This window comes from Chryseobacterium arachidis (genome assembly GCF_900129245.1).
Classification (GTDB): Bacteria; Bacteroidota; Bacteroidia; order Flavobacteriales; family Weeksellaceae; genus Chryseobacterium; species Chryseobacterium arachidis.
Window position 1 is genome coordinate 23,093 of the sequence record NZ_FQUT01000011.1, and the last position, 14,142, is coordinate 37,234.

A 14,142-nucleotide genomic window follows, 5' to 3' on the forward strand; every position below is an offset into this window, starting at 1 on the left:
AACTAATAAATTGAAAGTTAATTGGTTCCAATATTGCTTAGTAAGATTATGAGAAACATCTTTATGGTTGAAGACAATCAGGATATAAGAGAAATATTAACTATTTTTCTTACAGCAGAGGGCTATCGTGTGCTAGCCTTTGGAAACGTAAAAGAATTCAAAAAAAGAAATACAGAAATCTTCCCCGACCTTTATTTATTTGATGTAATGCTTCCTGATGGCTCTGGAATTGATCTTTGCAATGAAATAAAGAGTCAAAGCAATAACAAGGTTCCGGTTATCATTATGAGTGCTAATGTAAAAATTGATCAAACAAGAAAACTTTGTATGCCTGATGATTACATTTCTAAACCTTTTGACCTCAACGATCTACTTCAAAAAATCCGAAAAATAACTTTATAGAGTTTTATTAAGTTATGGAGCAAGACAATTTATGGACAAGTAAAGACTTAGAAACCTAGTATTCATTATTTAAATTATTAAAGGTAAATTGCCAGAAACTTCAATTATAAAAAATATTTAATAAGATAAAATAAAAATAAAGTTCGGATATGTAATCCAAGTTATTATGCGAAATAATAAAAAAATGGGTTTGAGCCAATTCATAAAAGATGGATTATTGAACGTACTTTTTCTTGGTTTGAGAGCCGCAGAAGACTCTGTAGAAATTGTGAATTTCTTATGGAGATTGCTGAAAATATAATCAAATTATCTGCAAAAAATTATTATTGATTAAAATTTAAACAGGTTCTTAATTTTGTATGTGAGACTTCAGCCAACATTGTTTATTAAGTGTTGAAACTTTTGCTAAGATTCTATTTCAAGATCATCTCCACAAGATTAGTATAAATTGATTTTTACCACAAAACCTTCAATAAATACCCTATAAGAAATTTAGGAAAGAATTTTGGGAATTATAATAGTTTTACTTATTCAAATTTGTCTAAAAAGTCATTTGCCTGTTGTACAAATATCTCAGGATACTGAAAGAAGGATCCATGTGCAGAATCCGGATAATAACTCAAAATAGCATTGGGGATAGTCTTGAATAATTCATAAGAAGTATCAGAATCCATCATCTCATCATTGCTCCCTTGAATGATAAGAACAGGATGCTTAATCTCCGCTACATCAATATCGGAAGTTACTCCCCAACCGGTAATAGCCTTTGCCTGTGCTACTACGGCTTTTTCAGCAGTATCTTTATCTCTGTCCTCAGATCTTTCAAACAAACGCTGTAAGGCTTCTCTACCTTTTGATCTGCTGTTTTCGGATTTTGTAAAAAATATGTATAAAAACAATTCTGCCGGACTTAATTGTGAACCTCGTGCTATTAAATCATAAAATCCTTCCAGCACCTTCGCCCCTTGTGGTGCCGTTCCTACCATAATGATTTTTCTTACCATCTCACTATAGTGTACTCCAAGATACTGTGCTATAAATCCTCCCAGAGAAAACCCCAACACATCAAACTTTTCAACCCCTAACGCTTTTATAAATTCTATCGCATCTTTCGTCATATCAAGAACATTATCCGGAGTTTCTCCATCACTGTTTCCTATTCCCTTGTTGTCGAAAATAATGATTTCACGATGCTCTGCTAAACCATTAATAATTACAGGATCCCAATTATCCAATGTTCCGGTAAAATGTTGAAATCCTATAACAGGAATTCCTGTTTTATTTCCAAATCTGCGGTATGCATAAGTAGTTCCGTTTACAATAATGTATTGTGTTGGCGTTTTAGCTGCTAAGTTTATTAGTGTTTTCATAAGTAAACATTTTTAATTGTTTTTATTTTTTTGTTATTTCCTGAAGCAAAATTACAGATGCAAAGAAGGAACGAGTAGCCCATTTCAGCGAATGATTAGCACAGAATTACGAAAATGTAAATTCATGGTACTTTCAATATTTAATAATTCAGGCTGCGTAAACTAATTTTTTATAAACATTAAAGCATGGAGAAAACAACCATAACAAAAGTATTACGGAGCTTTTCAAGAAAAATTGGATTTGAAATGCCAAAATATCCGTTACCCAATCTTACCACTTGCAAAGTTCCTATAACATAGTAGCTGGAGAAGACAAATTCACAAGATATTTTTATAAGGTTGTGTTGAAGAAAATAAAATCAGGCCATATGCTGTATGGCAAAACAAAGTAGGATCACAACAATGGATCACCGGTTTTTATAAAGCCTCTCCACAGTATTGAAAGGAGTAATTTACAGTTTGCTGAAAAGAGTTTGTGATATTTATGCATGAAGACTATCTATTGAAACATAATCTTACGGCTATTTTGAACATGAAGTCAATGAGCGGTCCATATTTCTCCACCCGAAGAGACTATCTAAGAAAGAACTTTATAACTAAGCTAAAATATGATGAAAATTGAGATGAGTTGAATTATGAAATCATATTTTCTATTTTCTATTCTATTTTAGAATATTCCGTTAGGTTCTATAAAAGATAGTTTATAAATCGTAGCAACCATCTGTCAGGGAAAAACAGTAACAAGATTCCAGACAGTGCTATCCAATTACCTTGCGAAATTTGCACTTAAAAAGACGGACTACCTTCATCTCTGATATGGTAATGTACAGATAAAACCTTCATCAAATGATTCACATTATTTTGTTAAAATTACCTAAAGATCCATTAAAAACTGAATCCTTTTCCTCAAGATCTTTATTATAATTTGTAATGAATATTCGAAAGACCTTTCAATATCTCTGCACTCTGCTCCGGTGTAATATCACGTTGCGGTTCTGCCAGCATTTCATAACCAACCATGAATTTTTTCACTTCCGCACTTCTCAGCAACGGCGGATAAAAATGCATGTGAAAATGCCATTCCTGATGTGGTTTTCCGTCGGTTGGAGATTGATGGATTCCTGCCGAGTATGGAAATGAAACCTCAAAAAGATTGTCGTATTTTGTGGTTAAATCTTTTAAAATTGAAGCTAAAGAAAGCTTTTCTCCTTCAGAAAATTCAATCAGATTTTCAATTTTTCTTTTGCTCACGATCATTGTTTCGTAAGGCCAGATTGCCCAGAACGGAATTAATGCGACAAAATCCTCATTTTCAAGAATGATTCTTTCATTGATTTCCAGCTCTTTTTTCACATAATCTTCCAAAAGAGACTTTCCTTTTTCGTCAAAATATTTTTTAAGGTTTTCCTGGGTTTTAAGAACACTGGACGGAATAGAAGACTGCGCCCAGATCTGTCCGTGTGGATGCGGATTGCTGCAACCCATCACCTGACCTTTATTCTCAAAAATCTGAACGTGGTTGATGTAATCCAATGCTCCCAGTTCTTTATATTGATTTTGCCAAACATCAACAACTTTTTTAATATCATCAACCTCCATTTCTGGCAACGTAAGACTGTGATTTTCAGAGAAACAGATTACACGATTGATTCCTCTTTCGGGTTTCAACGTAAAAAAATCCGACGGTTGCTCAGAAAAATCAACTTCATCTTTCATCAATGAACCGAAATCGTTATCAAACACGTAAACACCATTATAATCAGGATTTTTCTCGCCGTTAACACGAACATTTCCTGAGCACAAATAGCAATCCGGATCATGAGCAGGAAGCTGTTCTTCTGATGTTTTTTCTGTTTGCCCCTGCCAAGGTCGTTTTGCTCTTTGTGGAGAAACAAGAATCCACTCGTCCAAAAGCGGATTATATCTTCTGTGAGGATGATTTTTTTGATTAAATGACGAATTCATTTTCTTTGTATTCATTAATTCCGTCCGATATTTTTACTCTGTAGACTTTCATTTCGATGTCAAAAGCCTTTTTATATTTATCTGTAATTGTTGAAATCACATCATCTACATTTTCATCTTTAATAAGGTTAATGCTGCAGCCTCCGAAGCCGCCACCCATAATCCTTGACCCTAAAACACCATTTTCTTTTAAAGTTTCCTCAACCATAAAGTCGAGCTCATCACAGCTTACTTCAAATTCAGTAGAAAGTCCGGAATGGGTTTCATTCAAAAGTTGACCAAGATATTCGACATCACCTTCTGACAAAGCTTTTGCGGCTTTTTCCACCCTCTTGATTTCTTTGAGAAGATAAAAGCATCTTTTATAGGAAATCTCACCCATTTCTGTTCTTACTTCGTCAAGCATTTCAAAACTAAAATCCCTGAATTTTTGTATTTCAGAAAACTTTTCCCACAATATTTTTTTGCCGTTGTCAACATCCCTCCTTCGCTCATTGTAACCGGAAGTAAGATGAGTATGTTTCATGCAACTGTCAAAAAGAACCAAGCTGTATCCATCGATATTGGCTTCAAAATACTGATGTTCCAAAGAATTGCAATCGAGCATGATCACTTTATGCTCTTTTCCGAAGACTGACGAAAATTGGTCCATAATGCCGCATTTTACGCCTACAAAAGTATGCTCGGACTTCTGACCAATGACTGCTATTTCTTTTTTATTTAAATGTAAATCAAAAATTTCGTTGAGAATATAAGCAAAACCACATTCCAAAGCTGCCGATGATGATAAACCGGAACCCATCGGAATCGTACTGCTGAAAGCAATCTGCAGACCTCCGACCACTTTTCCTGATTCCTGAATGACATTAAAAACGCCCAACAAATAATTGACCCAGGTCTGTGAAACCGGAAACTGTTTTTTATTAACATCAAAGCTAAAAGAATCATTAAAATCTTTCGCAAAAAAAGTGATTTTGGAATCATCCGTTTTTTTTACCGCAAAGCAAATATGTTTATCAATGGCAGCCGGAAGCACAAAACCGTCACTATAATCTACGTGTTCGCCAATGATATTAATTCTTCCCGGAGCAAGAAAAATCCGTTCTGGGTCTGAGCTGAAAGCTGCTTGAAAAGCCTCTTTGGTATAATTGATTAATTTCTCCTGCATATCAATAACTGCATTGTTCTTTTTGATTGATTCGTAAAGATAACGATATATTTTTTATTTATTAATTGTTCAAATATATTATTATCTCCCAATTTGGTTATCAAATTCTTCAAGTTAACAGCAACCTGAAATATATTGCTTTGATATAATATTTAAATTTGATGATTTTAGATTACTGCATTTTCTGTGAATCTTTGATGAACTGCTCCAGACCGCTTGCTGTTAAAGGATGATTAAGCAATGACAAAATCGGAGGCAAAGGACAAGTTACGACATCGGCGCCAATTTTTGCACAGTTGATGATATGCATAGAATGGCGAACAGATGCTGCCAAAATCTCAGTTTCATATCCATAATTATCGAAAATGGTTCTGATTTCCTGGATTAAATGAAGACCGTCTGTGGAAACATCATCCAGCCTTCCTAAGAACGGAGAAACGTAAGTTGCTCCTGCTTTTGCCGCTAAAAGAGCCTGTCCGGCTGAGAAAATTAGGGTGCAATTGGTGCGGATTCCTTTTTGGGAAAAATATTTGATCGCCTTGATTCCGTCTTTGATGATCGGAACTTTTACCACGATATTCGGATGAATAGCTGCCAATTCCTCGCCTTCTTTTATCATTTCTTCATAAGTTGTGGAAAGGACTTCTGCCGAAATATCGCCGTCTACAATTTCACAAATGTCTTTGTAATGCTTCAAAATAGCTTCTTTTCCGCTGATTCCTTCTTTTGCCATCAGGGACGGATTGGTGGTAACGCCATCAAGAATTCCCAGATCCTGAGCTTCTCTTATCTGATCAAGATTGGCAGTGTCAATAAAAAATTTCATAGATTATATTATTAATTTTATTTAAGTGTTAAATTTACACTTAATTTACAAAACAAACAACTTCCTGTCTTAAAAAGATTCAGAAAGTTATTTGTTTAAGTTTAAATAGATTGATTAATTGTGATGTCCCATATTGAGCTTGATTTTTTTTAAATCTTCCAGCTCGTGAACAGGTTTTTCGATATCAGACGGAATTGGTCTTTTGGAAAAGGTCTGAAAATACAAGAGACACGCATCTTTCCACCAAACGGCATCTTTTGCCTGAATTTTCAGCTTATCCTGAACCTCAGAAAACCTTTGCTGATCAATATAAGCTTGCATTTTGTCCCAGGTTTTCTGATAATCTCTCACTTTGTGAACACCTAAATCATATTTGTAACACAACTCATCCCAAAGTGTTTTTCCGTCTTTCATTTTATAATCCCAAGGAACGTGGTGAAACCATAGAATCAAATTTTCTGGAGTTGTTTTAATATTATTATATATTTCGTTAAGCGGTGGAAAATATTGCGAAACGGCATTGCTTCCGGTTTTTGTTCTGTCGAATCCGATTCCTTCTGCATTGGCCTGATGATAATACACCGGCGACCAGTCGGGTCTTCCGCCTTTGTAATCGCCCCACGGTTCCGGACCGTAATGGTGTCCGCCGGCAAAAATGTGGTGAAGACCTAGCGGCATCATATAATCTACGGCAGTTTCACGTGAAGTAAGCATTATTTCTTTGACCGGATTTATGAAGTTTTTATCATCCGTAAAAGTCATTTTAATCCATTCATCTGCAATCTGTTCTGATGACAAATTGTGATTCCAGGCCAGACGTCCGAAAGCGTACCAATTGGCCTGTGCGAAGTGATGTCCCGTCCAGTTTTTATCTTCCCCGATATTGGCAACTGCTGAAATGGCCGTCAGTTTTGCAGGTCGTAACGTTCCGTCCGTGATTTTAGCAATCGTAGAACCTTTTCCATCCGAAAAAGTATCGCTGTCCAACGTTTCTTTGAATAACGGCGCCAGATAAACCAGATGATTGGCCTGTCCCAAATATTCCTGGGTAATTTGAAATTCGACCATTTCAGAAGTTTTTCTCAACGCTCCGAAAAGCGGGTTGAAGGCTTCTCTAGGTTGAAAATCTATAGGTCCATTTTTAATCTGAATAATCACATTATCCCTGAATTTTCCGTCTAAAGGAACAAATTCCAGATGCGCCTGTTTTGCGCGGTCATCTTTGCTCGGGCTGTACACGAATGCCCTCCACATCACAATTCCACCGTAAGGTTTCAGGACATCTGCCATCATATTCGCTCCATCTGCATGCGTTCTTCCGTAATCCTGCGGTCCGGGCTGGCCTTCGGAATTGGCTTTTACCAAAAAACCTCCGAAATCAGGAATCAGTTTGTAAATTTCTGCCGCTTTATCTTTCCACCATTTCTGAACATCCTGATTCAACGGGTCAGAATTCTGTAATCCACCCAAAACTTTTGGTGAAGAAAAATTGACAGACAGGTAAACTTTGATTCCGTAAGGTCTGAAAATATCAGCTAAAACTTTGACTTTTTTAAGATAGTCTTCACGAAGCATATTTGGTGAAGCATTCACATTATTCAATACTGTTGCATTGATTCCGATGGATGCGTTGGCTCTTGCATATTCTTCGTATCTCGGCGAAATTTTATTAGGTAAGTCTTCCCACTTCCAAAGCGAATGACCGGCATACCCCCGTTCAATGGTTCCGTCGAGATTGTCCCAATGGTTAAGAATTCTTACATCATAGGAAGGTTTTTCTTCAAGTTTCAGATTAGAAAAATCGGCTTTCTGCTGCTGTAAATTCAACAGGTGATAGCTTCCGTATAACAATCCTAAATCTGTTTTCGCCAAAATGCTAATTTTTTTCGGAGTAGAAACGATTTTATATCCGTCTTTAAAATTTTCCGGCAATCTGTCAATCTTTAAATCAATAGCTTGTCCTGCCCAATGTTGGTTCAGTTCTTTTTTGGCGATTTCAATAGTCGGACTTTTACTGTTTGAATTCACAATATTTCTTGGCTTCGGATTGACCGGATATCTCAGCCATAACTGACTTCCGTCTTCAGCAAAAGCCATTAACGGAATGATTAGAAACAGTAATATGTAATGTCGGAAATGTTGCATTATTTTAAATTTTTGCTTTAAATTCCATAGGTTTCACCTACGGCTACTTTTGTTGAACCCTTCGGGTTCCCTTTAATGAAAACAATTTAAGCATAAATAACAAAAAGATTTACTTATTGTCTTCCAGCCCTTCAATGGTTTTAATTTTACCGTCGTTATCATATTCAATTTCCACAACCTTCATACTTCTCAGCCACGTTCTTCCACCACTCGGAACAGAATCGTGGAAGAACAGATACCATTTTCCTTTAAATTCTACAATGCTGTGATGGGTGGTCCAACCCACAACAGGCGTCAAAATTTCACCCTCGAAAGTGAACGGACCGTAAGGATTATCGCCTGTTGCGTAACAAATCAAATGCGTGTCTCCAGTGGAATAAGAGAAGTAATATTTTCCGTCGTATTTATGCATCCAGGATGCTTCAAAAAAACGATGCTTATCGCCGTGAAGCAAAGGATTTCCGTTTTCGTCCAAAATCACAACATCTTTCGGTTCTTCACCAAATTCCAGCATATCATCCCTTAAAGCTACCACTTTTGATGAAATGGCAGGTTCATTATCGGCAGGAAGAATGGCAGATTCGAAGGCCTTGTTATTTCTGTAACGTTGCAATTGTCCACCCCAGATTCCTCCGAAATACATATAATGCTTTCCGTTATCCTCAAAAAGACAAGGATCGATGCTGTAACTTCCCATCATCGGATGTTTTTCAGGAATGAATGGTCCATAAGGTTTATCGCTCACCGCAACCCCGATTCTGAAAATATCGTTTTTGTCCTTCAGTGGAAAATACATATAATATTTGCCATTTTTGAAAGCTACATCGCAATCCCATAACTGTCTTCCCGACCAAGGAATATCCTTCACCGAAAGAACAACACCGTGATCCGTCACTTCGCCATTTTCCACATCATCAAGGGAGAAAACGTGGTAATCGTTCATATCGAAATGGTCGCCGTTGTCGTTTTCTTCAATGCCGCTTTCACGGTCGTGAGATGGATAAATGTAAAGTTTCCCTTCAAAAACGTGTACGGAAGGGTCTGCCATATAATCTTTCGGGAAAAGGTATTTTGCTTTGTTCATTTTAGAGTTTAGATTTTTAGGTAATAGATTTTATTTTTTAACCACAAAAGTCACAAAAGAAATGAATGAAAATTTTAGCTAATCAAAAGTTCAAAAAAGGAAGCTGCAGTAGACGTTTTGCTTTTTTGTTCTTTTGATGTTCTTAGCTATAAAGTATGTCTTTTGTTACTTTTGTGGTTTAATAATTATTTTTCTTTCGTTAATTGAATTAATTTCTCTACAACTGGTTTTGCCTGGTAATTTCTGTCGAATGGCAACGGATAATCGGTTCTTCCTTTTACAGGGAAATCGTTTTTCCAGGATTGATTGTCGGTAACGCCCCACAAAGTCACTCGTCTGATTTTATCCTGATGTTTCAGGAACAGTCTGAAGAAATCCAGATAACGGTTTTCCCATTCTTTTGTCACATTTTCAGGTAATCCTTTGGTGTAAGGATTCATTTTGGTTTCATACTCTACTTTGTCGGAAACGTTGGCTGAAGTTCCCCACGGTGAAGGCAGTGCGCTGATTTCCATTTCGGAAACGTTGATTTTTACTCCGGCCGCTGCGTAATCGGTGATTGCTTTTTCGTATTCTTCCAGTTTTGGATTGTCTAATCCTACGTGGGTTTGCATTCCAACCCCATCAATTCTAATTCCCCTGGATTTTAGATTTTTAACAATTTTGGTAACGGTTTTTACTTTTTCCGGAAACCATTCGTTGTAATCGTTGTAATAAAGTTCGGCATTCGGGTCAGCTTCCTGCGCATATTGGAAAGCAAGCGGAATAAATTCTTCACCCAGAATTTCGTAAAATTTGCTTTTGCGGTACGTTCCGTCTTCCATAATCGCTTCGTTTACGACATCCCAACCTTTTACACGGCCTTTGTATCTGCCGACCAACTTTGAAATATGACTTTTCATTCTCTGTTTCAGAACTTCAGGCGAAACATCTTTTCCGTCTTTGTCTACGAAAAACCATCTTGGTAATTGAGAATGCCAAATCAAGGTATGACCGATGATAAACATTTTATTTTTCTCCCCGAATTCTACGAATTTATCGGCATCACCAAAGAAAAACTGTCCTTCCTGAGGTTGGATAAACATTGATTTCATACAGTTTTCCGCAACAATGGAGCTGAATTGCTTCTTGATGATTTCATCCGATTTTACATCAGTTCCGTCAATTTGCGGAAGGCTCATTGCGGTTCCGATGTAGAATTTATTTTTGTAGGCATCTTTCAGGGAATCTTTTGGTGATGCCGAACTTGCTGTTTTGCAGGAAACGGTCAAGGCTAAAATTCCTAATAATGCGGCTATTTTTTTCATTGTTAATTTTTTTATTAATTATCCTGAAACTTTAACAGGTCGCCTCTACGAGGCTTGATGGCTTATCTGATATATTGGCTATTAACAGTTCGCTCCTACGGAGCTTTTGCTATTTTGCTTTTCTTTATTAAAATTCTAAATCTAAAGAATGACCCATATTGTCTTTAAGGGTAAAATTTGTTTTTATGCTGAATCTCGCAGCCCGGCTTGAACGGAGCTCTTTTTGTGGAGCAAAGCGGAACAAAAAAGCGGGAGTGGAAGACGGATTAAGCTGCTCAAACAATAAACCAATACTAATCTTCTTTTTTCCTTCTTTCTTTGAGTTCCTGTTCGATTTGGGTTTCCATTTTTTTATTGATTTCGTAGAACATTAATAATCCACACGCCGCAAAGAACGGAATGGCCGGAAAAATACTGACCAGCATCTGAGCGCCGTTTGCAACGGAATCCGGCTGGATAACATTTTCGGTTCCTTCGGATGAAATATAGCCGTAATGACCAATGATGGAAGAAACCAACGAACTTCCGATGCTCAACCCAACTTTTAATCCCACCATCATTGCGGAAAAAATAATTGCTGTGGCGCGTCTGTTGTTTTTCCACTCGGAATAGTCGGCTACATCGGCAATCATTGCCCAAAGCAACGGTGTACTGATTCCGTAGAAAAAGCCGTGTAAAATCTGGGAAAGGAACATTAATCCTACCGATTTTGGCGGATAAAAGATGAATGCAACAATAAATAAAGTTGAAATAAACAGGGAAGCGATGAACGCATCTCTTTTCCCGTATTTGTCGGCAAATCTTTTTGAGAAGGTAATCCCAACAATCATCATAATGATTCCGCCGGCATTGAAGAGCCCGAAACCTGCTGAACGAGGGTCTTCACCGAAGAAATTCATTCCGATTGAACTGAAAAAAGCGGTAATCGGCGAAATGAAATTTTTCAAAGAAGTTTCATCGACATAATTGTTGAAATAATAAACGTACGAACCGCCTTTCATTGCTAAAGTAATGAAAATCAAGGTTGTAACTACCAACATTATTATCCACGGCTTGTTTTTCTTTAAATCTTTTAAATCGGCTCCCAAAGAGGATTCCTGTTCCGGTTTTGGAATGACTCTTTCTTTGGTGGTGAAAAATGTGATGAGCAACATAATCGTTCCGATAATGGCTAACCACGTCATTACAATTTCGATTCCGGCTGCTTTGTCGCCTTGCCCTGCCGATAAAATAATAGGCAACATAAATACCTGAACAAAAAACTGTGCAAACATCACCGCCACAAAACGGTAAGAGGAAATGCTGTTTCGCTCGCCCATATCGCCTGTAATCACGCCGCTCAGTGCTGCGTAAGGTAAATTATTAGCGGCGTACAAGAGTAATAAAATTGTGTAAGTTGCTGCTGCATAAACCATTTTTCCCTGATACGAAAAATTGGGCGTGCTGAATGCAAAAAGTGCTGCTGCACCCAACGGAACGGCAGAAAATAAAATCCAAGGACGGAATTTCCCCCATTTGGTTCGTGTTCTGTCTGCCAAAGCGCCGACCAGCGGATTGAACCCGAAACCGGCAATGAGCCCGACGATCAAAGTAATGATGGAGGCGTCTTCCGGCTTTAATCCGTAGATATCGGTGTAAAAATAAGCTAAGTAAGTCACCAAAGTCTGGAAAACCAGATTGGCCGCTAAATCTCCCAAACTGTAGCCGATTTTTTCAACGACAGATATTTTCTGAGATGGATTGTTCATATAGTTTATGGTTGTTTTTTAGATAAATAGATAATAGACTGATAGATGAAAGATTTTTTAAACATTAAGAATTTAAGAGGCTTAATTTTTCTTAAATAAAATTGACTTGTTAATTTCTTAAAATTTTTACTTATTATTAAATTTCTTAAATCCTTAATGTTTAAATAAATTAGAAATAAACAAGTTTATTTAAATTAAGGAATTTAAGCCTTGAGTTATTCCGTTGTGAAAGGTGATGCGGGAAGTCCGGTTTTATTTTTCAGGTTTCCATCGGGATTGTCTGCCCAGTCGTAACGGACTGCAACAGGATTTGTTACCGAATCATTCCAAACTACAATTGTTTTACCTTCGATTTTTGCTTTTGCCCAAGACCAGTTTCCATCGGCATTTTTGATGGCAAAACCTTTCAATTCTGAAACTGGCGCAAAATCATCGGTTTCTTTTTTGAAAGTAAGAACGATTTTATTTCCGTCAACTTTCATCGACTGATAAACCGGGCCGTCTGCAACGATGTTTTTTCCGTAAGCCAGTTTCATCGCCTGCAAAGCCAGCCTGTCTCCCACTGTTTTTTTATCCAGCGGATGAATGTCATTCCACTCGCCGATGTCGATGATTACGGCAAGTCCGGCATTCGGAACTTGTAATGAAACTTTACGCTGCTGGTTTCTTAGTTCCGCCCAGTTACTTTCTATCGGCTGTGCTTTTGACTCCATAAAATTGGCTAATTGAACGGTGATGAACGGCATTTCTTTGTTATTGAATTTATTTCTCCAGTCTGTAATCATCGTTGTTAATAAATCGCCGTATTCTTTTGGTTTTCCGGTGTTGCTTTCGCCCTGATACCAAAGTGCACCTGTGATATTATAATTAATTAAAGGATTAATCATCGCGTTGTACAATCCCGTCGGTTTCCAACGTATAAAGGTTTGTCCGGGAGCCATTCTGTCGACTTTTGCCCCTATTTTATATTTCCATTCGGATTTTAAATCTATTTTTTGTCCGTCGATTTCAAGGTAATACGGCTTGTCTGCAATAAACTGCCCTTTTCCGCTCCCGTTGGAAACTCTTACGGCAATTATATTTTTACCTTCTTTCAAAATTCCTGCTGGAACGTCATACCAACGTGGCGGATATTCATAGGTTACGTTTCCGACTTTTGTTCCGTTGATGTACGTTACATCTGCATCTTTGATTCTTCCAAGATTTAAAAATGCTGATTTTCCTGCCTGATTTTTGGTTAAAGTAATTTCTTTTCTGAACCAAACAGAACCATCGAAAGAACCTTCTTTGTCTTCCCAAGAACCGGGAATCTGCATCGTTTTCCAGTCGGAATCATTTAAATCAAATTTTTCCCAATGTTGATTGAGCCCAATATCGCTTTGGTCTAATTCCGCATACCAAGCCTTGCTAAGCGCCTGTTCTGAAGATTCTGTAGATTTTATCAAATCATCATTCTGCCATTTTTTGGCTTCTTCCAAATATTCAGGATATTTTTTCAAAGAATTTTCATCCATCCAAGCCTGAATTGGCGAACCTCCTAAACTGGAGTGAATGATTCCTACAGGAACTTTATTTTTTTCACTTATATCTTTAGCAAAAAAATAAGCAACACCAGAGAAATTCAGAATGGTTTGAGGATTTGTCACTTCCCATTTTCCACCGTCTAATTCGGTTTGTGGCGATTTGAAATTATATTTTTGAGGAACTGTGAAAAACCTGATATTCTGATTATTTGCGTTTTTAATTTCATTAGCATACAAAGGTGTCAGTCTTTGCATCGGCAATTCCATATTCGATTGTCCTGAAGCCAGCCAAACGTCGCCAATCAGAATATCTTTAAGAGTAATTTCGTTGATGGTCATTGTGTATGGACCGCCTGCTTTTTGCTCCGGAAGCACGATTTTCCAGTTACCGTTTTGGTCTGCAGTGGTTTTGTAGCTTTTGTTGAGGAATTTAACTTCCACTTTTTCATTGGCATCGGCTTTTCCCCAAATATTTAATTTCTGGTTGCGCTGTAAAACCATTCCGTCTGAAACCAATGCAGGAAGCTTGATTTTAGCTTCAACACAAAGACTGCAAATCAAGAGGAATAAGCCCAGAATTTTAGTGAAAATATTATTTGACATA

At 37.3% G+C, this 14,142-nt stretch carries 10 protein-coding genes; 1 reads left to right on the forward strand and 9 read right to left on the reverse strand.

All coding sequences use genetic code 11. The features are described from left to right. Positions 1–63: 63 nt before the first annotated feature. Positions 64–402 carry a response regulator transcription factor gene (locus BUA89_RS16870; protein WP_228420593.1) on the forward strand — a complete coding sequence of 113 codons (339 nt, stop codon included), beginning with the start codon at positions 64–66 and terminating at the stop codon, positions 400–402. Between the two features lie 527 nt (positions 403–929). Here the strand turns inward: BUA89_RS16870 and BUA89_RS16880 are convergent. The 9 genes from BUA89_RS16880 to BUA89_RS16920 form a co-directional block, all read right to left on the reverse strand. Further along, positions 930–1,772, reverse strand: coding sequence for an alpha/beta fold hydrolase (locus BUA89_RS16880; RefSeq protein ID WP_072960965.1), 843 nt, complete (start codon positions 1,770–1,772; stop codon positions 930–932). A 918-nt stretch (positions 1,773–2,690) separates the two neighbouring features. Further along, positions 2,691–3,752, reverse strand: a complete 1,062-nt coding sequence (locus tag BUA89_RS16885; protein WP_228420595.1) for a UDP-glucose--hexose-1-phosphate uridylyltransferase — start codon at positions 3,750–3,752, stop codon at positions 2,691–2,693. Next, positions 3,721–4,905, reverse strand: coding sequence for a galactokinase (galK, locus tag BUA89_RS16890; RefSeq protein WP_072960968.1), 1,185 nt, complete (start codon positions 4,903–4,905; stop codon positions 3,721–3,723). Before galK ends, BUA89_RS16885 begins: the two co-directional genes overlap by 32 nt. A gap of 172 nt (positions 4,906–5,077) precedes the next feature. Beyond that, positions 5,078–5,731, reverse strand: a complete 654-nt coding sequence (gene fsa / locus BUA89_RS16895) for a fructose-6-phosphate aldolase (RefSeq protein ID WP_072960972.1) — start codon at positions 5,729–5,731, stop codon at positions 5,078–5,080. 114 nt (positions 5,732–5,845) lie between these two features. After that, positions 5,846–7,876: an alpha-glucuronidase gene (locus BUA89_RS16900; RefSeq protein WP_072960975.1), complete on the reverse strand. Its 2,031-nt coding sequence runs from the start codon at positions 7,874–7,876 to the stop codon at positions 5,846–5,848. Positions 7,877–7,985: 109 nt separating this feature from the next. Next, entirely contained in the window at positions 7,986–8,960 is a 975-nt protein-coding gene (locus BUA89_RS16905) for a glycoside hydrolase family 43 protein (protein WP_072960978.1), read from the reverse strand. A gap of 185 nt (positions 8,961–9,145) precedes the next feature. Next, positions 9,146–10,267 (reverse strand): endo-1,4-beta-xylanase, encoded by a 1,122-nt coding sequence (locus BUA89_RS16910; RefSeq protein ID WP_072960981.1) that lies wholly within the window; start codon positions 10,265–10,267, stop codon positions 9,146–9,148. A 293-nt stretch (positions 10,268–10,560) separates the two neighbouring features. Beyond that, the gene (locus BUA89_RS16915) at positions 10,561–12,015 is read right to left on the reverse strand and encodes an MFS transporter (RefSeq protein ID WP_072960983.1); all 1,455 of its coding nucleotides are present in this window, start codon (positions 12,013–12,015) and stop codon (positions 10,561–10,563) included. Positions 12,016–12,230: 215 nt separating this feature from the next. Further along, on the reverse strand, positions 12,231–14,141 hold the full coding sequence (locus BUA89_RS16920; protein WP_083531707.1) for a sialate O-acetylesterase: 1,911 nt from the start codon (positions 14,139–14,141) through the stop codon (positions 12,231–12,233). Position 14,142: the final 1 nt, after the last annotated feature.

Coding starts and splice junctions, on each gene's coding strand:
- BUA89_RS16870 (WP_228420593.1), top strand. CDS start 64: ATGGTTGAAGACAATCAGGATATAAGAGAAATATTAACTATTTTTCTT.
- BUA89_RS16900 (WP_072960975.1), bottom strand. CDS start 7,876: ATGCAACATTTCCGACATTACATATTACTGTTTCTAATCATTCCGTTA.
- BUA89_RS16920 (WP_083531707.1), bottom strand. CDS start 14,141: ATGTCAAATAATATTTTCACTAAAATTCTGGGCTTATTCCTCTTGATT.
- BUA89_RS16885 (WP_228420595.1), bottom strand. CDS start 3,752: ATGAATACAAAGAAAATGAATTCGTCATTTAATCAAAAAAATCATCCT.
- BUA89_RS16880 (WP_072960965.1), bottom strand. CDS start 1,772: ATGAAAACACTAATAAACTTAGCAGCTAAAACGCCAACACAATACATT.
- galK (WP_072960968.1), bottom strand. CDS start 4,905: ATGCAGGAGAAATTAATCAATTATACCAAAGAGGCTTTTCAAGCAGCT.
- fsa (WP_072960972.1), bottom strand. CDS start 5,731: ATGAAATTTTTTATTGACACTGCCAATCTTGATCAGATAAGAGAAGCT.
- BUA89_RS16910 (WP_072960981.1), bottom strand. CDS start 10,267: ATGAAAAAAATAGCCGCATTATTAGGAATTTTAGCCTTGACCGTTTCC.
- BUA89_RS16905 (WP_072960978.1), bottom strand. CDS start 8,960: ATGAACAAAGCAAAATACCTTTTCCCGAAAGATTATATGGCAGACCCT.
- BUA89_RS16915 (WP_072960983.1), bottom strand. CDS start 12,015: ATGAACAATCCATCTCAGAAAATATCTGTCGTTGAAAAAATCGGCTAC.